Consider the following 18,762-nt stretch of genomic DNA (forward strand, 5'->3'; position numbering starts at 1 on the left):
GCGAGGTCCACGAGCGAGCCGGTCGTGCCGCGTGCCGGCGGCGTCGCGCGTGCCGCGGGCACCGCGCGTGGCCCTCGCCCGCCCGCCATGGGCGACGTGGCGCAGGTGGCCGGCGTGTCGCACCAGACCGTCTCGCGGGTGCTCAACGACCACCCGAACGTGCGTCCGGAGACGCGAGCGCGCGTGCTGGCCGCGATCGAGCAGCTCGGGTACCGCCGCAACACCGCGGCCCGCGCGCTCGTGACCCGGCGGACCGGCGCGATCGGCGTGGTCACGGAGGACTCGCCGCTCTTCGGCCCGACGATGACCCTCATCGCCCTCGAGAACGCCGCCCGCGGCCAAGGGATGTACGTCTCGGTCGCCACGGTGACGCGGTGGGACGTCGCCACGGTGCAGGCGTCCCTGGAGCACTACCTGGACCAGGGGGTCGACGGCGTCGTCGTCATCGCGTCCCACGACGAGGCGGTCCGTGCGGTGCGCTCGTACCCCACCCACGTGCCGGTGGTCATGGTGGGGCCCGCCGACCTCGACGGGGACGTGCACACCGTGGCCGTCGACCAGTACGCGGGCGCGCGGCTCGCGACGCGGCACCTGCTCGACCTCGGGCACACCGACGTGCTGCACGTGGCCGGGCCGGACGTGTGGCTGGACGCCCGCGCGCGCGCCCGCGGCTGGCACGACGCGATGCTGCAGCGGGGCCTGCGCCCGCGCGCGCCCGTCGCGGGCGACTGGACGGCGTCCACCGGCTTCCGCATCGGGAGCCGGCTCGTGACGGCGGACCGGGCGGGCGAGGACCAGCTGCCGACGGCGGTGTTCGCGGCGAACGACCAGCTCGCGCTCGGGCTGCTGCACGCGTTCGCCGAGGCGGGCGTGCGGGTGCCGCACGACGTCTCGGTCGTCGGCTACGACGACGTGGAGGGCGCGGCGCACTTCTTCCCACCGCTGACCACGGTGACGCCGGACTTCGCCGCCCTCGGCCGGCTGCGCCTGGACCAGCTGGTGCGCGCCATGGCGGGCGAGCAGCCGGAGCCGGCGCTCGTCGGCGCGTCGCTGACGGTGCGCGCGTCGAGCGCCGCACCCCGCGCCTGACCCCGGACGCGTGACCGGTTCGTGACCGTCCGCACCCTTGACCCGCGTGTTGTGAGCGTTAACACTTCACGTGTCCGACATCGGGGTCGGAACCCGCTCAAGGAGGAGTCCATGTCTCGTCCCGCATCCCTGCGCACCCGCCTCGCCGCGCTCGTCGGCATCGGCGCGGCGCTCGCCCTCGGCGCCTGCAGCAGCGGCGGCGGCGCCGACGCCGGGTCCGACGGCGGCTCCGGCGACGGCGACCTCATCCGCGTCGGCTTCTCGCAGCTCGGCGCGGAGAGCGGCTGGCGCACCGCCAACACCGAGTCGGTGAAGGCGAGCCTGACCGAGGAGAACGGCTTCGACCTCAACTTCGTCGACGCCCAGCAGAAGCAGGAGAACCAGATCAAGGCCCTGCGCGACTTCGTCGCCCAGGACGTCGACGTCATCGCGTTCTCCCCCGTCATCGAGACGGGCTGGGACGAGGTCCTGCAGGAGATCAAGGACTCCGGCATCCCGGTGGTCCTCGTCGACCGCACGGTCGACACCGACGTCGAGGACCCGTTCGTCACGTGGATCGGCGCCGACTTCGAGCAGGAGGGCCGCACGGCCGGCGAGTGGGTGGCGGAGAACGCCCCCGACGCGAAGGTCTTCGAGCTGCAGGGCACGCTCGGGTCCGGCGCGCAGGTCGACCGCGAGAAGGGCTTCAACGAGGTCGTCGGCGAGCAGGTCGTCGGCAAGGCGTCGGGCAACTTCACGCGCGCCGAGGGCCGCACGGCGGTCGAGGCCGCGCTGCAGGCGTACCCCGAGATGAACCTCATCTTCACCCACAACGACGACATGGGCCTCGGCGCGATCGAGGCGATCGAGGCGGCCGGCAAGGTCCCCGGCAAGGACATCCAGATCGTGTCGGTCGACGGTGTCCGGGACGGTCTGCAGGCTCTCGTCGACAAGAAGTTCAACTTCGTCGTCGAGTGCAACCCGGTGTTCGGCGACCAGCTGGCCGAGCTCATCACGCAGGTGGCCGACGGCGAGGACGTGCCGGAGACCACGGTCGTCGAGGACCAGTCCTTCGACCAGACGATCACGCAGGCGGACGTCGACGCCCGCGCCTACTGACGCACCACCGACCGACGCGGCGCCGGCACACGCGGCGCGGGCCGGCGCGCGGGCGGGCCACCCGGCCCGTCCGCGCGCCGCAGGGCGAGGAGGGACACCGATGTCCGACACGAACGCGCAGGCGGACGACGCCGCCGTGCGCATGACCGGGATCACGATCACGTTCCCGGGGGTCAAGGCGCTCGACGGCGTCGACCTGGTGCTGCGCCGCGGCGAGGTGCACGCGCTGATGGGGGAGAACGGCGCCGGCAAGTCGACGCTCATCAAGGCGCTCACGGGCGTGTACCGCATCGACTCCGGCGGGATCGCCGTCGACGGGCGCGAGCTGCGGTTCGACGACCCCAGCCAGGCGCAGGCGGCGGGCATCAGCACCGTCTACCAGGAGGTCAACCTCTGCACGAACCTCACGGTGGCGGAGAACGTCATGCTCGGGCACGAGGTGCGCCGCGGCCCGTTCGTCGACTGGCGGGCCACCCGGCGCGAGGCGCGCCGCTACCTGCAGCGGCTCAACCTCGACATCGACCCGCGCTCGCCGCTCGCGTCCCACAGCATCGCCGTGCAGCAGCTGTGCGCGATCGCCCGGGCGCTGGTCGTCGACGCGAAGGTCCTCGTCCTCGACGAGCCGACGTCCAGCCTCGACAAGGCCGAGGTCGCCGAGCTGTTCCGCGTCGTGCGGACCCTGCGGGACGCCGGGGTCGCGATCCTGTTCGTCTCCCACTTCCTCGAGCAGGTGTACGCGCTGTCCGACCGGATGACGGTGCTGCGCAACGGCCGGTTCGTCGGTGAGTTCCGCACCTCGGAGCTGTCACGGCGCGAGCTCATCTCGCACATGGTGGGCCGCTCGGGCGAGGCGCTCGCCGGCATCGAGGAGCAGGCGCGCACCGCGGTCACGACGCACTCGTCGCGGGAGACGCCGCTGCTCACCGCCGTCGGGCTCGGCAAGGACGGGTCCGTGGAGGCGTTCGACCTCGACCTCTACCCGGGGGAGATCGTCGGGTTCGCCGGCCTGCTGGGCTCCGGCCGCACCGAGGCCGCCCGGCTGCTGACCGGCGCCGACCGTCCCGACCACGGCGGGCTGCGCCTGCAGGGCACCCCCGTGCGGCTGCCCACGCCGCTCGCGGCGCTGCGGCGCGGGATCGCGCTCTCGACCGAGGACCGCAAGAAGGAGGGCGTCATCGGCGACCTCACGGTGCGCGAGAACATCGCGCTCGCGCTGCAGGCCAGCCGCGGCACCTGGCGACGCGTCCCGCGGCGCGAGCTCGACGAGATCGTCCAGCGCTACATGGTCGCGCTCAACATCAACCCGCCGAACCCGAACGCGCTCATCCGCAACCTCTCGGGCGGCAACCAGCAGAAGGTGCTGCTCGCCCGGTGGCTCGCGACCGCGCCGCGGCTGCTCGTCCTCGACGAGCCGACGCGCGGCATCGACATCGGCGCCAAGACGGAGATCCAGCGGCTCGTCACCGACCTCGCGGCCGACGGCCTGTCCGTCGTCTTCATCTCCTCCGAGCTGGAGGAGGTGCTGCGCCTGAGCCAGCGCGTCGTCGTCATGCGCGACCGGCAGAAGATCGCCGAGGTCACCAACGGCGACGACGTCACGACCGAGACCGTCCTCGAGACCATCGCGAGCAGCGGGGTGCACGCCTCATGACCACGTCCACCGCCCACGCGCCCGGCGGCCGTGCCGGCACCCTCTGGCGGGAGGTCACCCAGCACGGGCTGCTGTGGCCGACCGTCGCGCTCGTCGTGCTGCTGCTCGCGTGCGGCGCGAAGAGCCCCGGCTTCCTCGACGTCACGCTGCGCGACGACCACCTGTACGGCCAGCTCGTCGACCTGCTGCGCAACAGCGCGACGCCGCTTCTGCTCGCGCTCGGGATGTGCCTGGTGATCGCGACCGGCGGCATCGACCTGTCCGTCGGGGCCGTCATGGCGATGTCGCTCGCCGTCTCGCTCACGTACCTCGACGGCGCGGCCGACCCGAGCAGCCCCGTGACGGTCGCGACGGCGCTCGCGCTCGGCCTCGGACTCGGCGCGGTGGCCGGCGCGTTCAACGGGTTCATGGTCGCGGCGCTGGGGATCCAGCCGTTCATCGCGACGATGATCCTCATGGTCGCCGGGCGCGGCGTCGCGATGCTCATCACCGAGGGGCAGATCACGACGGTGACCAGCCCGCCGTTCAAGTCGCTGGGCTCCGGGTTCGTGCTCGGCGTCCCGACGCCGGTCGTCATCGCCGTTGCCGTGTTCGTCCTCGTGACGCTCGCCGTGCGGCGCACCGCGCTCGGCATGTTCCTCGAGTCGATCGGCATCAACCGCGAGGCCAGCCGGCTCGCCGGCGTGAGGGCGCGGTCGACCACCTGGACCGTCTACGTGATCGCGGGCCTGCTGGCCGGGCTGGCGGGCATCGTCTACGGCGCACCGACCATGGCGGCCGACGCCAACAACATCGGCCTCCTGCGCGAGCTCGACGCGATCATGGTCGTCGTCCTCGGCGGCACGCGACTCGACGGCGGCCGGTTCCACCTCGGCGGGCTCGTCGTGGGCGCTCTCCTGCTGTCCGCGCTCGAGCGCGCGGTGATCATCTTCGAGCTGCCGAGCCAGACCACGCCGCTGTTCAAGGCGGTCGTGCTCATCGCGGTCTGCGTGGCGGCGTCCCCCTATCTGCGCGGCCGGCTGCGGACACCCCGTCCCGGTGCCCGCGGCGCGCAGCGTCCCGTGGAGGTGGCGGCGTGAGCACGGACCAGCTGACCCGGACGGCGTCGCGCGGCACGGGTCCGCGCGCCTCCGTCGACCGCGTGCGCGGCTACCTCGGCCGGGTCGACCGGCGCTTCCTGCCGGTGCTCGGCACGGTGCTGACCCTGCTCCTCATGCTCGGCGTCGGGCAGAGCCGGTACAGCACCGACCGGGCGTCGTTCCTCAGCATGAAGCTGCTGTCGAACCTGCTCGTCGACAACTCGTACCTGCTGGTGCTGGCGGTCGGGATGACGTTCGTCATCCTCCAGGGCGGCATCGACCTGTCCGTGGGCGCGGTCGTCGCGCTCGTCGGCCTCGCGACCGCCAAGCTCTTCACCGCCGGGCTGCCGTTGCCGGTGGTGCTCGTGGTCGGCGTGCTCATCGGCACGTCGTGCGGCCTGCTCATCGGCGTCATGGTGCAGGTCTTCGACATCCAACCCTTCATCGCGTCGCTCGCGGTGATGTTCCTGGCCCGCGGGCTGGCGAACGTCGTGAGCACGAACTCGCTCGCGATCGACGACCCGGGCTTCTCCGCGCTGGCGGCGTGGAGCCTGAAGTTCGGCGAGGGGCGCGGGCTGTGGCGCATCAACGCGAGCATGCTCATCGCGCTCGCCGTGCTGCTCGTCGCCGTGTACCTGCTGCACTACACGCGGTTCGGGCGGACGGTCTACGGCCTGGGCGCGGGGGATCGCGGCGCCGCCGTCACCCTCATGGGCCTCAAGCCCGCTCGCACCCGCGTGTGGGTGTACGTCATCAGCGGCACCTGCGCGGGGATCGCCGGGATCCTCTTCGCGCTCTACACGAAGTCCGGGTTCAACCTCACCGGGATCGGCATGGAGCTCGACGCGATCGCGGCCGTCGTCATCGGCGGCACCCTGCTGTCGGGCGGCGTCGGGTTCGTCCTCGGCACCGGCGCCGGCGTGCTCGTGTACGGGCTCATCCAGGTGCTCATCGCCCGCGAGGGGCTCGACTCCTGGTGGACGCGGGTGTTCATCGGCGCGGTGCTCCTCGCGTTCGTCATGCTCCAGCGGGTGGTGTCGGTGCGCCGCCGCTGAGCCGGTGGGCCACCCGGTCGGGCGAGCGGCCGGTCCGCACGGCGGGCGGGGTCCGCGCGCGCGCCGCCGTCGTGGTGGAATGCCGCGTCGCACCGGAGAGCAGCCGGTGCCGGATGTGGAGGACCCGTGGACCAGTCGTTGGAGCAGGTGTTCGAGCAGGTCCTGCGTCGGAACCCCGGTGAGGCGGAGTTCCACCAGGCGGTCCGCGAGGTGTTCGACACGCTCGGACCCGTGGTGCGCAAGCACCCGCAGTACGTCGAGGCGGCCGTGCTGGAGCGGCTGTGCGAGCCCGAGCGGCAGATCATCTTCCGGGTGCCGTGGGTGGACGACGCCGGCCGTGTGCAGATCAACCGCGGCTTCCGCGTCGAGTACAACTCGGCGCTCGGCCCGTACAAGGGCGGCCTGCGCTTCCACCCGTCGGTCTACCTGGGAATCGTCAAGTTCCTCGGCTTCGAGCAGATCTTCAAGAACGCGCTGACCGGCATGCCCATCGGCGGCGGCAAGGGCGGGTCCGACTTCGACCCGCGCGGCCGCTCCGACGGCGAGGTCATGCGGTTCTGCCAGTCGTTCATGACCGAGCTGTACCGCCACCTCGGCGAGCACACGGACGTGCCCGCGGGCGACATCGGCGTCGGCGGCCGCGAGATCGGCTTCCTGTTCGGGCAGTACAAGCGGATCACGAACCGCTACGAGTCCGGCGTGCTCACCGGCAAGGGCGTCGCCTGGGGCGGTTCGCTCGTGCGCACCGAGGCGACCGGCTACGGCACGGTCCTGTTCGCGCAGGAGATGCTCCGCACGAGCGGCCGCGAGCTCGACGGCCTGCGCGTGTCGGTGTCCGGCGGCGGCAACGTCGCGGTGCACGCGATCGAGAAGGCCCAGCAGCTCGGCGCGACCGTCGTGACGTTCTCCGACTCGTCGGGCTACGTCGTCGACGAGGCGGGGATCGACCTGGCGCTGCTCAAGGACGTCAAGGAGGTGCAGCGCGGCCGCGCCGCGGACTACGTGGCGCGGCGCCCCGGAGCGCGGCTCGTCACCGACGGGCGTGTCTGGGACGTCCCGGTCGACGTCGCGCTGCCGTGCGCGACCCAGAACGAGCTGCTCGCCGACGACGCCAAGGTGCTGCTGACCAACGGCGTGCTCGCGGTCGCCGAGGGCGCCAACATGCCGACCGACCCGGGCGCCGTCGCCCTCCTGCAGGACGCGGGCGTGCTGTTCGGCCCCGGCAAGGCGGCGAACGCCGGCGGCGTCGCGACGTCCGCGCTGGAGATGCAGCAGAACGCGTCGCGCGACTCGTGGACCTTCGAGTACGCCGAGGAGCGGCTCACCGAGATCATGGTCGCGATCCACGACCGCTGCGCCGCGACGGCCGACGAGTACGGCGCGCCCGGCAACTACGTCCTCGGCGCGAACATCGCCGGGTTCCTGCGCGTCGCCGACGCGATCGTGTCCCTCGGCGTCATCTGACGGACGGCCCCGTGGCACCGGGCGGCGCGCACCGCGCCGCCCGGTGCGGCCGGTCAGGTCGTCTCGCGCACCACCAGGTGAACCGTCGCCTGGTCGTCGGGCTCGGCGATGCCGAGCTCGGGCTTGAGCCGCCTCAGCACGTGCCGTCCCAGCGCCGCACCGACGTCGTCGCTGCGGACGTGCACCGTCGTGAGGGCCGGGCTGACGAGGCGCGCGAGCGGCACGTCGTCCACGCCGACCACCGCGACGTCGGCCGGTGCCGACAGGCCTCCCAGGCGCATGCCGGCGAGCACGGCGAGCGCCACCTCGTCGTCGAAGGCGCAGACGCCGGTGACGGGGTCGGCACGGTTGCGCAGCCGGTCGACGGCCCGCGCCGCGGCGTCGGCGTAGAGCGGGGTCTCGACGACGACCGGTGCGGGCAGCCCGTGCCGGGCGCACGCCGCGCGCACGCCCTCGATGCGCCCGGCCGTCAGGTCGTGCGCGTCCGGGTCGTCCGAGGCCGCGTACGCGAGGCGTCGGCGGCCACGGGCGATGAGGTGCTCGGCCTGCATGCGCCCGATCTCGTCCTGCGGGATGCGCATGACGTGTCCGTCGACCCCGTCGAGGGACACCCCGACCACGGGCACGTTGCGCTCGACGGCCGCGGCGATCTCGTCCGGCGAGAACGCACCGACGTCCGCGATCGCGACCGGCGTCACCGAGCGCAGCACCGTGCGCAGGTCGCGGCCGTCGCGGCGCTGGTAGACGGTGGTGTAGCCGTGCGGACGGATGGTCCGCGACAGCGCGCCCACGATGGCGAGGGCCGTGTCACCCACCGGGATGTCGGCCAGCACGACGAGGACGGTGTCCGTCCGGCCGGCGCGCAGCGCGCGGGCGGCGGCGGACGGTGTGTACGCGAGCTCGGCCGCCGCGTCGAGCACCCGTGCGCGGGTCTCGGCGCTGATCGCCTGCCCGGGCGTGTCGTTGAGGACGTAGCTGACCGTGCTCTGGGAGACGCCCGCTCGGCGGGCGACGTCTCGCGAGGTCACGCGAGGGGTGGACATCTGCTGCTCCTTGTCGTACGGAGCCCGCGTCCTGAGCAGGAGACACTGTCGCACGTCCGTGCCGGTACGTCGTGCCGAGGTCCGACATCCGGTCGGTGCGACGCGGGCCCGGAGGCTCGCCGTCTGGGGTTGCGGAACCCGGGGGGCACGCTTCACTGAGCCCTGTGAGAGCGACGACGGTGCTGGTGAGCGGCGTGCTGGTGGTCGCGGTGGCCGGCTGCGGCGTCACCGTGCCGTCCGACCCCGACGGGACGCTGGACCGCGTGCGCGGCGGGCAGCTGCGGGTCGGTGTGACGCCGAACCCGCCGTGGACCGAGCTGCCCGCCGGCGAGGACGGGCCGCCCGCGGGACTCGAGGTCGACCTCGTCACGGGCTTCGCCGAGCACCTCGGCGCGGACGTCGAGTGGGAGGTCGGCAGCGAGGAGGAGCTCGTGGGCGACCTCGAGGACGGCGACGTCGACGTCGTGGTCGGGGGGCTGACCGCGCGGTCGCCCTGGGCGTCGCGCGCGGCGCTGACCCGCCCGTACGTCACGGTGCCGGGGGAGCGCGGCGAGGAGGAGAACCACGTGATGGCGACGCGGACCGGCGAGAACGCGTTCCTCGTGGAGCTCGAGCGCTACCTGATCGCGCAGGACGTGCAGGCGGACCTCGGCGGCCTGCGGTGAGCGCCGCGTTCGGTGCCACGCAGCTCCCGGAGGAGCAGGAGCGCGCGCTGCGCCGGGCCGTGCGGCTGGCATGGGGGACGCTGGGCTTCCTCGCCACGGCGATCGTCCTCATGTACGTCGTCATGGGCAGCTCGCAGGCGATGCGCACGGCATGGGCGGAGGACCTGCTGTCCCTGATCCCACCCGTCGCGTTCCTCGTCGCCGTGCGGGTCACGCGCCGCCGCCCGTCGCCGGGGCACCCCTACGGCTACCACCGCTCGGTGGGTGTGGGTCACCTCGTCGCGGGGACGGCGCTGCTGACGATGGGGTTGCTCCTCGTGTGGGAGTCGGCCTCGTCGCTGCTCGCGCAGGAGCACCCGCCCGTGGGCGTCATGGTGGTGCTCGGCCACCCCGTGTGGTCCGGGTGGCTGATGATCGCCGCCCTCGCCTACACCGCGGTGCCGCCGGTCCTGCTGGGGCGCGCCAAGCTCCCGCTCGCCCGGGCGCTGCACGACCGGGTGCTGCACGCAGACGCGGACATGAACCGGGCGGACTGGATGACCGCCGTCGCCGGCATCGTCGGCGTGCTCGGCATCGGCGTGGGCCTGTGGTGGGCGGACTCCGCCGCGGCCCTCGTCATCTCGTCGTCGATCCTCAAGGACGGCGTGACCAACGTCCGTACCGCCGTGCGCGCCCTCATGGACGCGCGGGCGACCACCGTGGACGGCAGCGACATCCACCCGCTGGTCGGGCGGGTCGAGGAGCACCTCGCCGCGGTGCCGTGGGTCCGCAAGGGCGGTGTGCGCCTGCGGGACGAGGGCCACGTCTTCCACGTCGAGTGCTTCGTGGTGCCGCGCGACGGCACGACGCCGTCGCTGCAGGCGCTCGCCGACCTCGGCGGGTCCGTGTCGGCCCTCGACTGGAAGCTCCGCGACGTGGTCGTGGTCCCGGTGCCCGAGCTGCCGGGCGAGCTCCTGCCCCAGGTCGCCGGCGACGAGCGGCCGGACCCGAGCCGGGCCGGCGACGGCAGGGCCGGGCACGACGCGGGCTGACCCCGCCTCGTACCCGGCCCCTCGCCGGGCCCGGCGGGGGTCAGCGCGCGACCCGCAGCTCCTGCACCAGCGGGCACTGGAACGGGTCGCGCGCCTTGAGCCCGACCTCGTTGAGGTAGCGCACGACGATGCCGTAGGAACGCGCGAGCGTCGTCTCGGTGTAGGTGATGCCGCGCTCGGTGCAGAACTGCTTGACCATCGGCCGCACCTGGCGCAGCGCCGGGCTCGGCATGCTGGGGAACAGGTGGTGCTCGACCTGGTGGTTGAGGCCACCCATGAACACGTCGACCCAGCGCCCGCCCGTGATGTTGCGGCTGAGCAGCACCTGGCGGCGCAGGAAGTCGATCTTCATCGACTCGGGCACCATCGGCATGCCCTTGTGGTTGGGCGCGAACGACGCCCCCATGTAGACGCCGAAGACGCCGAGCTGCACGCCGAGGAACGCGAGCGCCATGCCGACCGGCAGCAGCCAGAACACGAGCGCGAGGTACCCGCCGAGGCGCAGGGTGACGAACGCGATCTCGACGGGACGGCGCTTGACCGGGCCGCGCCCGAAGATGGTCTTCACGCCGGAGACGTGCAGGTTCAGGCCCTCGAGCAGCAGCAGGGGGAAGAAGAACCAGCCCTGCCGCTTGGCGAACCACGCCGCGAGGCCGGTGCGCGTCTTCGTGAGGTTCTCCGTGGTGAAGACCAGCACGCCCGGCTCGATGTCGGTGTCGACGCCGAGCGTGTTCGGCTTCGCGTGGTGCCGGCTGTGCTTGTGGTTCCACCAGCCGTAGCTCATGCCGGCGTACAGGTTGGCGATGACGAGGCTCGCCCAGTCGTTCCACTTGCCGGACCGGAAGATCTGGCGGTGCGCGGCGTCGTGGCCGAGGAACATGACCTGGCCCAGCACGACCGCGAGCGCGACCGCCACGAGGAGCTGCCACCACGTCGGCCCGAGCAGCACGAACGTCGTCACCAGCCCCGCCAGCAGGAGGGTCAGCACCGCGAACCGCGTCCAGTAGTGCGCGTAGCGGCGGCGCATGAACCCCGCCTCCTGCACCATCCGGGTCAGCTCCGTGAAGTCGCTGATGTGGCGGTCGCGGCGCGGGCGGGCGCCCTCCCCGCCGGCGGGTTCCGTGGCGATGTCGTGCGTGGTCGTCATGGGGCACCTTCGACGGGTCGGGGCTGGGCACGCGCGGTGCGTGCGGGCCGATCTTCGCAGACCGGGCTGTGAGACGCAGGGGGGTGCGCCCCCGTGAGCGCGTCGGGGCGCTCGGCGAGCGCAGCCCTCGGGCCGGTGTGACGCTGGAGGGACGAGCGACGGTGTCCGGAGGTGGGCGCCCCGCCCCCAGCGCCACCGGGAGCACCGTCCATGTCCGTCGCCCCCGCCCGCCCGCTCCGGCCGTCGGGCGTCGCCGCCCCGGCGCAGCCGGCCGCCCCGTCGCGCGTCCGCACCGTCGGCGTCGAGGAGGAGCTGCTGCTCGTCGACCCGCGCACCGGTCGCACCGTCGCGGCCGGCCCGGCCCTGGCCATGGCGCCGCGCCCGGGTGGCGTCGGTGCGTCGCCGGTCGCGCTCCAGGGCGTCGTCGTCCCGCTCGAGACGGAGCTGCAGCAGGAGCAGGTCGAGACGGCGACGCCGCCGCGCACCTGCATGGCGGAGGTGACCGCCGACCTGCGGCGGCTGCGCCGGGCGGCCGACGCCGCCGCGCAGGACGTCGGCGCCCGCGTCGCGGCCCTGGCGACCTACCCGTTGCCGGTGACGCCGGTCCTCACCCCCAACCCCCGCTACGAGGCCATCCGCGCGCAGATGGGGCTCACGTGCGCGGAGCAGCTGACCGGCGGGTGCCACGTGCACGTCGGCGTCGCGTCCGACGAGGAGGGCGTCGCGGTCCTCGACCGCGTCCGTCCGTGGCTGCCCGTGCTCACCGCCCTCGCGACGAACTCCCCGTTCTGGCGGGGCGCCGACACCGGGTACGCGGGCTACCGCACGCAGGCGTGGAACCGCTGGCCGGGGACGGGCCCGTGCGACCCCTTCGGGTCGGCCGCCGGCTACCACGCCGCCGTGGCAGAGCTGCTCGCCACCGGGACCCTGCTCGACGAGGGGATGGTCTACTTCGACGCCCGCCTGTCGGCGCACTACCCGACCGTCGAGGTCCGGGTGCCCGACGTGTGCCTCGACGTGCAGGACACGGTCCTCGTCGCGGCGCTGACCCGGGCGCTCGTCGACACGGCTGCCGCGCGGTGGCGGGCCGGCGAGCCGATCCCGGCCGACCCGACGCCCGTCCTGCGGATGGCGGCCTGGCGCGCGAGCCGCTCGGGCCTCGAGGACGACCTCGTGCACCCGCGCACGCATCGGCCCCGGCCGGCCGGCGAGGTGGTCGCCGCGCTCGTCGACGACGTGCGCGCCGCGCTCGACGCGAACGGCGACCTGCACCTCGTCGAGCGGGACGTCGAACGTGTGCTCACCCGCGGCACGGGCGCGCGGCACCAGCGCGCCGTCGCGGCCGCGAGCGGTCGCCTCGAGGACGTGGTGGCGGACGCGGCCGAGCGGACCGTCGCGTGAGCACCGCGGCGGCCGACGGCACCCGGGACGGCGTGCCGGTCGACGTCCCCGTCGACGCCGTGCACGCCTACGTCGCCGAGCACCTCGACGACCTCGTCCAGCATCTCGTCGGGTGGGTCCGGCTGCGCGGCGTCGCGGGGCTGCACGAGCACCAGGCGGACCTGCAGCGGTCGGCGAACTGGCTCGCCGGCGTGCTGCGGGACACGGGCTTCCCGCGTACGGAACTGTGGGAGGTCGAGGGCGGCGCGCCGGCGGTCTACGCGGAGTGGTGCGAGGCACCGGGCGCCCCGACGGTCCTCGTGTACAGCCACCACGACGTCCGGGCCGCCAAGGACGACTCGTGGGGACAGGCGCCGCCCTTCGAGCCCGCCCTGCGGGACGGTCGGCTGTGGGGGCGCGGCACCTCGGACGCCAAGGGGCAGGTGCTGTGCCACGTGTGGGGCGTGCGCGCCCACCTCGCGGTCACCGGCCGCACCGCGCCGGCGGTCAACCTCAAGGTGCTCGTCGAGGGCGAGGAGGAGGGCGGGTCCACCCACCTGGCGGACCTGCTGGCGGCGCACCCCGAGGCGACCCGGGCCGACCTCGTCGTCCTCTCGGACACGCTGCTGTGGCGCGCCGACGCACCGGCGGTCTGCATGGGGCTGCGCGGCGTGGTCAGTGCCCGGCTGGAGGTCTTCGGCCCGGCGCGGGACGTCCACAGCGGGCTCGTCTCCGGGCCGGCACCCAACCCGGTGCACGCCCTCGCGCGGCTCGTCGGCCGGCTGCACGACGACGACGGCCGCATCGCCCTGCCGGGGTTCTACGACGACGTGGTGCAGCCGAGCGACGCCGAGCGCGCGGGCATCGCCGCCCTGCCGTACAGCGACGACGACTGGCTGGCGCGCACCGAGACACGCAGCATCGGCGGCGAGGCGGGCTGGAGCACGCTCGAGCGGCTCTGGCTGCGGCCGTCCGCGGAGGTGCTGTCGATCGTCGCGGGCGACGTGACGGACCCGCCGCGCGGCGCGATCCCGTCGGTCGCCGGCGCCACCTTCAGCATCCGCACGGTCCCGGACCAGCGCGTCGGGACGGTGTCGGAGCAGCTGCGGGCGTGGGTGGCCGCAGAGCTCGGCGACGGCGTCGAGCACGAGCTCTCGCTGCCGGTCGAGAGCGGGCAGGACCCGTACGTGACGCCCGAGGACGTGCCGGCGCTGGTGGCCCTGCGAGCCGCCATGGCGGACGGCTGGCGCGTCGACCGGGTGGGACGCATGCGCAACGCGGGCGGGTCGCCGGCGTCGCTGCTGCACGACGTCACCGGCGCGCCGATCGTGTTCTTCGGCACCGGCCTGCCGGAGGACAACTGGCACGACAGCGACGAGAGCGTCTCGGTGGCGATGCTGCACGCCGGCACCGCGACGCTCGCGTCCTTCTGGCAGCGCCTGGCCGCGCTCGACGGTGGTGGCGCGGCGACGGGGTAGCGGCAGGCCGACGGGTGTGCGGTGCCGCCGCGGACCCGTCGCGCGCACAGGTCATCGGGGCGCGACGACCGCCCAGACGTGCTTCGTCGTGCGGGTCGCGTACCAGCCGACGTCGTCGGCGAGGCGGCGCGCGATCATCAGCCCGAAGCCGCCGTCGCCCGGCGCGCGGCTGCCGGCGACGACAGGCGGCGTGGCGGTGTCGTGGTCGGCGACGTCGAGGACGAACGCGACGCCGTCGGTGCCCAGCTCCACCACCGCCGGGGCGCGTCCGTGGCGCAGCGCGTTGGTCGCGAGCTCGGACACCAGCAGGGCGACCTGGTCGGCCGTGCGTCGGGGGGCCCGCGAGCGTCCCACCTCGCCGGTCACGGCCTCGTGGACGCCGTGGCGGAGCCCGGTCAGGCCGGAGAGGTCGTCCAGCCGCCACCGGCCGAGCCGGCGCAGGCCGCGCGGGGGGCGGCTGCTGGGCAGCGCGTGGTCGAGCGTGGCACGTCGGTCCGCCATCGGCTCACCCGTCCGCCGGCGGACGGGGACCGGAGACGCCGGGGCCGGTCGGCGCGTCCCGCAGGAGGGGCGACGCGTCGGCCGCCGGCTGCGTCGGGGTGCGGTTCGGGCCCGCCTCCGCCGGCCGGGGCCGGTCCTGCGGGTGGGCACGGACCGCGAGCAGCGCGACGTCGTCGTCGCTGCCCGGCGCGAGGTCGGCGATCAGCCGGTCGCACAGGTCCTCGAGCGGGAGGTCCGCGAGCTCCTCGGCGGCCACGCGCAACCGCTCGAGCCCGACGCTCAGCCGCTCGCCGCGGCGCTCGACGAGCCCGTCGGTGTAGAGCAGCACGGTCGAGCCCGGTCGGACGACGACGGTGTGGTCGTGCCGCGCGGTGTGCGGGCGCAGACCGAGCAGCAGGTCGGCCGGGCGGGTGAGCAGCTCGGCGTGCCCGTCCGGGTGCAGCAGCAGCGGGGGCAGGTGGCCGGCGTTCGACCAGCGCAGCAGCCGCAGGCCCTGCGCCGCCAGGTCGGCGGGCTGCTCGACCTTCGCGAGGATGCCCGTGCTGATCGCCCCGACGGCGAGGTCGTGGATCGCCCAGTCCAGCGACGCGAGGATCGCGGCCGGCGACTGCACGACCGCGTGCGCGCCGCCGCGCAGCACGTTGCGCACCTGCGCCATCGCCACGGCCGCGCGCAGGTCGTGCCCGGTGACGTCGCCGATCACGAGGCACGTGGAGCCGTCGCGGACCGTGAAGGCGTCGTACCAGTCGCCGCCGATCTGCGCGCCGGTGGCCGCCGGCACGTACCGGGCGGCCAGGTGCAGGTGCTCGGGCTCGGGCAGCTCGGACAGCAGGGTGCGCTGCAGCTCCTCGGCGAGGTCGCGCCGGGCGGCGTGCAGGTGGGCGTTGTCGAGCGCGAGTCCGATCTGCGCCATGACCTCGCGCAGCGTGGCCAGGTCGGCGTCGGTGAAGGCACCGCGCCCGCGCGAGCGTCCGAGCGTGAGCAGCCCGCGCGTGCGGCCGCGGCCGCGCAGCGGCATGACGACCATCGCGTCCGGGGCGAGCGCGGTCAGCAGCTCGTGCGCCGGGCCGTCCTCCACGAGGTCGCCGGGGCGCGGCAGGCCCGTGCGCAGCGCCTGCGCACCGCCCGCCAGCACCTGCGCGACCATCGACGAGCGCGTGAGCGCGGGCACCCGCACCCGGCGGTACGCCTCGAGGACCGGCTGCTCGGCCGGGTCGGCGTGCAGCGCGGCGACGTCGTGCAGGCGCTGCTGCCAGCCGCCGTGGCCCTCGTCGAGCAGGCTCGCGACGGCGAAGTCCGCGACCGTCGGCACGAGGTGGGGGAGCACGCCGCGCAGCGCCTCGACCGGGTCGAGGATCTCCACCAGACCGGCGGTGACGCCGGCGAGCAGCTCCGAGCGCCGGCGCGCCTGCTCGGCGGCCTCGAGCGCGCGCCGTCGCTCCGTGACCTCGGTGAAGTACGCCGCGACGCCGCCGTGCTCGGGCACCGCGCGCACCTCGTACCAGCCGTCGAGGGGCGCCGGGTAGTAGGCGTCGAAGACCACCGGCGTCCCGGTGGCGGCCACGCCCCGGTAGCCCTCCTCGAAGACCGAGCCCACGGCAGCGGGGAACAGGTCCCACACGACGCCGCCGAGGAGCCGCTCGCGCGGGCTGCCGAGGATCCGCTCGGCCTCCGCGTTGACGTAGCCGAACCGCCAGTCGGCGTCCATCCAGTAGTACCCGACGGTCATGTCCTCCAGGACCCGGCGCACCCGCTCCTCGCCCGCCCGCAGGGCGGTCGTGTCGGTGGTGACGCCGATGACCTGCTCGGCCGTGCCGGCCGTCCCGGCGACCGCGCGTCCGCGTGCCGTCAGCCACCGTGTGGTGCCGTCGGGACGCACCACGCGGAACTCGGCCTCGTACACGCCGCACGTGGCGATCGCCGCGTCGAGCGCCGCGGTGACCGGCGCGACGTCGTCCGGGTGCAGCCGCGCGTTGAACGCCTCGATCGTGCCGCCGAAGGTGTGGGCGTCGTACGCGAACACCTCCAGCAGCGAGGCGTCCCAGTGCAGCGCACCGGACGCCAGGTCCCACTGGAACGTGCCCAGGCCCGCCGCGCGTGCGGCGGCGTCGAGCAGCGCCAGCCGGTCGCCGCGGGCGTACTCGCCGTCGAGCGCCCCGACCTCGAGCTGCGTCGACGCGGCCGTGGCGAGGTGCTCGAGCGTCGCGACCTCCTGCGCCGTCCACCGGCGCGCGGTGGGCTGGTGGACGCACATCGCGCCGACGACCCGGCGGTCGTCACCGCGCAGCGGCACGCCCAGGTAGGCACCCAGGCGCCCGTCGCGGACCGCTGCCGCACCGGCCAGACGCGGGTCCGTGGCCGCGTCCTCGACGACGAGCGGCTCCCCGCTCGCACCGACCCGCGCGCAGAGCGACTCCTCGAGCGGGGTCCGGGTGCCGACCGGGCCGGGCAGCGCGTCGACGCCGCCGACGACCACCCGCTCCTCGCCGAGCAGCGACACCTCGGCCGACGGCGTGCCGAGCAGCTGCGCCGCCAGCTCGACCAGCGACTGCAGCGCACCGCCGCCCGCGGGCTGCCCGCGCAGCAGCCGCCGCGCCGACGCCGTGCGCTCGAGGTCGTCGACGAGGAGCCGCGCCGCGGTGCGGTCGTCGGCCGCGGCGTCGTCCCGCGCCGTGCCGTCCCACACCGTCGCGTCCTCCGCCCGGGCGACGCCGTCGGACGCGCCGGACCTCTCGTCAGCCGAGGACGCCTCACGTCCACCGGGCACGGGGTCCTGCATGGTCGCGCCTCCTCGACCGGACGTCGGCGACCGGGTCACGGATGACGTCCCCGGGCGCGGCGCGCCGGTCCCGGTGGTCCGTCCGCCGCCGCACATCATCCCCCCGTCGGCGGCGTGCCGCGCGCACGCGGCCCCGGAGGTCGGGCCCCGGTGGGTCGTGCGCCCGTGCCCGTGCGTCCCTGCGGCGCCCGACCGGCACCCGTGGCACGGTCGCGCGACCGCGCCCGCGGCTCGCCCGGCACGCCGGGCGGGGCGATGATGCCAGGCATGCGCATCGCCGTCACCGGGGGATCCGGCAAGCTGGGCAGGACCGTCGTCGCCACGCTGCGCGAGGCCGGCCACGCCGTCACCAGCCTCGACGTCGTGGGGGAGCGGGGGCCCGGCTTCGTCCGCGTCGACCTCACCGACCACGGGCAGGCGCTCGACGCCCTGGCCGGCGTCGACGACCAGCACGACGGCCTCGACGCGGTCGTGCACCTCGCGGCGATCCCGGCACCCGAGATGCTGCCGGACGCGGAGACGTTCCGGGTCAACGTCCTGTCGACCTACCACGTGCTGCAGGCGGCGCGTCGCCTGGGCATCGGCACGGTCGTGCTCGCCTCGAGCGAGACGGTGCTCGGGCTGCCGTTCGAGACGCCCCCGCCGTACGTGCCCGTGGACGAGGAGTACCCGGGGCGTCCGGAGACGGCGTACTCGCTGAGCAAGCTGGTCGGCGAGACCATCGCCGACCAGATGACGCGCTGGGACCCCGCGCTGCGCATCGTGTCGTTGCGGTTCTCCAACGTCATGGACCCCGAGGACTACGCGCAGTTCCCGTCCTTCGACGCCGACGCGGCACAGCGGCGCTGGAACCTGTGGGGCTACATCGACGCACGCGACGGCGCGACGGCGGTGCTGCGCGCGCTCGAGGTCACCACGCCCGGCCACCACGTGTACGTCATCGCCTCGCCCGACACCGTGATGTGCCGCCCCAACGCCGAGCTGCTCGCCGAGCAGTTCCCCGACGTGCCCGTGCGCGGGGACGTCGGGGAGCACGACACGCTCCTGTCGATCGCGAAGGCGCGGCGCGAGCTGGGCTGGGAGCCGCGGCACAGCTGGCGCGACGAGGTCTGAGGCACGCTTCCGGGGCACGCACGGCGCGACGAGGGCTGGCGTCCGCCGCGCCGGAGGCGTAGAGAGGGAGCACCACACGCCTCGAGGTCAGGACGCTGCGATGGAGCAGAGCACCCGACGTCCCCCGCTGCGCCGCGCCGCCGTCGCCGCGCTCGCCCTGGGCCTGCTGGCCGGCGGCCCGCCCGCCGC

The 18,762-nt window shown here is 74.6% G+C and carries 15 protein-coding genes; 11 read left to right on the forward strand and 4 right to left on the reverse strand.

The features are described from left to right. Window positions 1–87 precede the first annotated feature (87 nt). The 6 genes from AB6N23_RS05695 to gdhA all read left to right on the forward strand — a co-directional run bounded on the left by AB6N23_RS05695 (window position 88) and on the right by gdhA (window position 7,436). On the forward strand, window positions 88–1,089 hold the full coding sequence (locus tag AB6N23_RS05695) for a LacI family DNA-binding transcriptional regulator (protein WP_412865142.1): 1,002 nt from the start codon (window positions 88–90) through the stop codon (window positions 1,087–1,089). 111 nt (window positions 1,090–1,200) lie between these two features. Continuing rightward, window positions 1,201–2,187 carry an ABC transporter substrate-binding protein gene (locus tag AB6N23_RS05700; protein WP_412865126.1) on the forward strand — a complete coding sequence of 329 codons (987 nt, stop codon included), beginning with the start codon at window positions 1,201–1,203 and terminating at the stop codon, window positions 2,185–2,187. A gap of 100 nt (window positions 2,188–2,287) precedes the next feature. Then, the gene (locus AB6N23_RS05705) at window positions 2,288–3,838 is read left to right on the forward strand and encodes a sugar ABC transporter ATP-binding protein (protein WP_412865127.1); all 1,551 of its coding nucleotides are present in this window, start codon (window positions 2,288–2,290) and stop codon (window positions 3,836–3,838) included. Further along, window positions 3,835–4,917 (forward strand): ABC transporter permease, encoded by a 1,083-nt coding sequence (locus AB6N23_RS05710; protein WP_412865128.1) that lies wholly within the window; start codon window positions 3,835–3,837, stop codon window positions 4,915–4,917. Before AB6N23_RS05705 ends, AB6N23_RS05710 begins: the two co-directional genes overlap by 4 nt. After that, window positions 4,914–5,972 carry an ABC transporter permease subunit gene (locus tag AB6N23_RS05715; RefSeq protein WP_412865129.1) on the forward strand — a complete coding sequence of 353 codons (1,059 nt, stop codon included), beginning with the start codon at window positions 4,914–4,916 and terminating at the stop codon, window positions 5,970–5,972. The genes AB6N23_RS05710 and AB6N23_RS05715 overlap by 4 nt, the downstream gene beginning before the upstream one ends. Window positions 5,973–6,098: 126 nt before the next feature. Continuing rightward, a complete protein-coding gene (gene gdhA / locus AB6N23_RS05720) occupies window positions 6,099–7,436 on the forward strand; it encodes an NADP-specific glutamate dehydrogenase (protein WP_412865130.1) in 1,338 nt (445 codons plus the stop codon). Between the two features lie 53 nt (window positions 7,437–7,489). Here gdhA and AB6N23_RS05725 read toward each other — a convergent pair whose 3' ends face one another. Beyond that, the gene (locus AB6N23_RS05725; protein WP_412865131.1) at window positions 7,490–8,479 is read right to left on the reverse strand and encodes a LacI family DNA-binding transcriptional regulator; all 990 of its coding nucleotides are present in this window, start codon (window positions 8,477–8,479) and stop codon (window positions 7,490–7,492) included. A gap of 164 nt (window positions 8,480–8,643) precedes the next feature. Here AB6N23_RS05725 and AB6N23_RS05730 point away from each other — a divergent pair, with 164 nt between their 5' ends. Both AB6N23_RS05730 and AB6N23_RS05735 read left to right on the forward strand, forming a co-directional pair. Further along, a complete protein-coding gene (locus tag AB6N23_RS05730) occupies window positions 8,644–9,144 on the forward strand; it encodes a transporter substrate-binding domain-containing protein (RefSeq protein WP_412865132.1) in 501 nt (166 codons plus the stop codon). Continuing rightward, complete coding sequence (locus tag AB6N23_RS05735; RefSeq protein ID WP_412865133.1) at window positions 9,141–10,175, forward strand: cation diffusion facilitator family transporter; 1,035 nt, start codon at window positions 9,141–9,143, stop codon at window positions 10,173–10,175. Before AB6N23_RS05730 ends, AB6N23_RS05735 begins: the two co-directional genes overlap by 4 nt. Window positions 10,176–10,215: 40 nt before the next feature. On the opposite strand, the gene AB6N23_RS05740 is transcribed toward AB6N23_RS05735, so the two are convergent. After that, complete coding sequence (locus AB6N23_RS05740; protein ID WP_412865134.1) at window positions 10,216–11,322, reverse strand: fatty acid desaturase family protein; 1,107 nt, start codon at window positions 11,320–11,322, stop codon at window positions 10,216–10,218. Between the two features lie 210 nt (window positions 11,323–11,532). Here AB6N23_RS05740 and AB6N23_RS05745 point away from each other — a divergent pair, with 210 nt between their 5' ends. After that, window positions 11,533–12,723 carry a glutamate--cysteine ligase gene (locus AB6N23_RS05745; RefSeq protein ID WP_412865135.1) on the forward strand — a complete coding sequence of 397 codons (1,191 nt, stop codon included), beginning with the start codon at window positions 11,533–11,535 and terminating at the stop codon, window positions 12,721–12,723. After that, complete coding sequence (locus AB6N23_RS05750) at window positions 12,720–14,180, forward strand: M20/M25/M40 family metallo-hydrolase (RefSeq protein ID WP_412865136.1); 1,461 nt, start codon at window positions 12,720–12,722, stop codon at window positions 14,178–14,180. The genes AB6N23_RS05745 and AB6N23_RS05750 overlap by 4 nt, the downstream gene beginning before the upstream one ends. Before the next feature lie 51 nt (window positions 14,181–14,231). Here the strand turns inward: AB6N23_RS05750 and AB6N23_RS05755 are convergent, their stop codons facing one another. Together AB6N23_RS05755 and AB6N23_RS05760 are read right to left on the reverse strand one after the other, a co-directional pair. Further along, window positions 14,232–14,681, reverse strand: a complete 450-nt coding sequence (locus tag AB6N23_RS05755; protein WP_412865137.1) for an ATP-binding protein — start codon at window positions 14,679–14,681, stop codon at window positions 14,232–14,234. A 4-nt stretch (window positions 14,682–14,685) separates the two neighbouring features. Beyond that, window positions 14,686–17,460 (reverse strand): SpoIIE family protein phosphatase, encoded by a 2,775-nt coding sequence (locus AB6N23_RS05760; protein ID WP_412865138.1) that lies wholly within the window; start codon window positions 17,458–17,460, stop codon window positions 14,686–14,688. 267 nt (window positions 17,461–17,727) lie between these two features. On the opposite strand from AB6N23_RS05760, the gene AB6N23_RS05765 reads away from it, so the two are divergent. Then, window positions 17,728–18,573: an NAD-dependent epimerase/dehydratase family protein gene (locus tag AB6N23_RS05765; RefSeq protein WP_412865139.1), complete on the forward strand. Its 846-nt coding sequence runs from the start codon at window positions 17,728–17,730 to the stop codon at window positions 18,571–18,573. Window positions 18,574–18,762 lie beyond the last annotated feature (189 nt).

It is taken from the genome of Cellulomonas pasadenensis, assembly GCF_047229365.1.
In the GTDB taxonomy this organism is placed as follows: Bacteria; Actinomycetota; Actinomycetes; order Actinomycetales; family Cellulomonadaceae; genus Cellulomonas.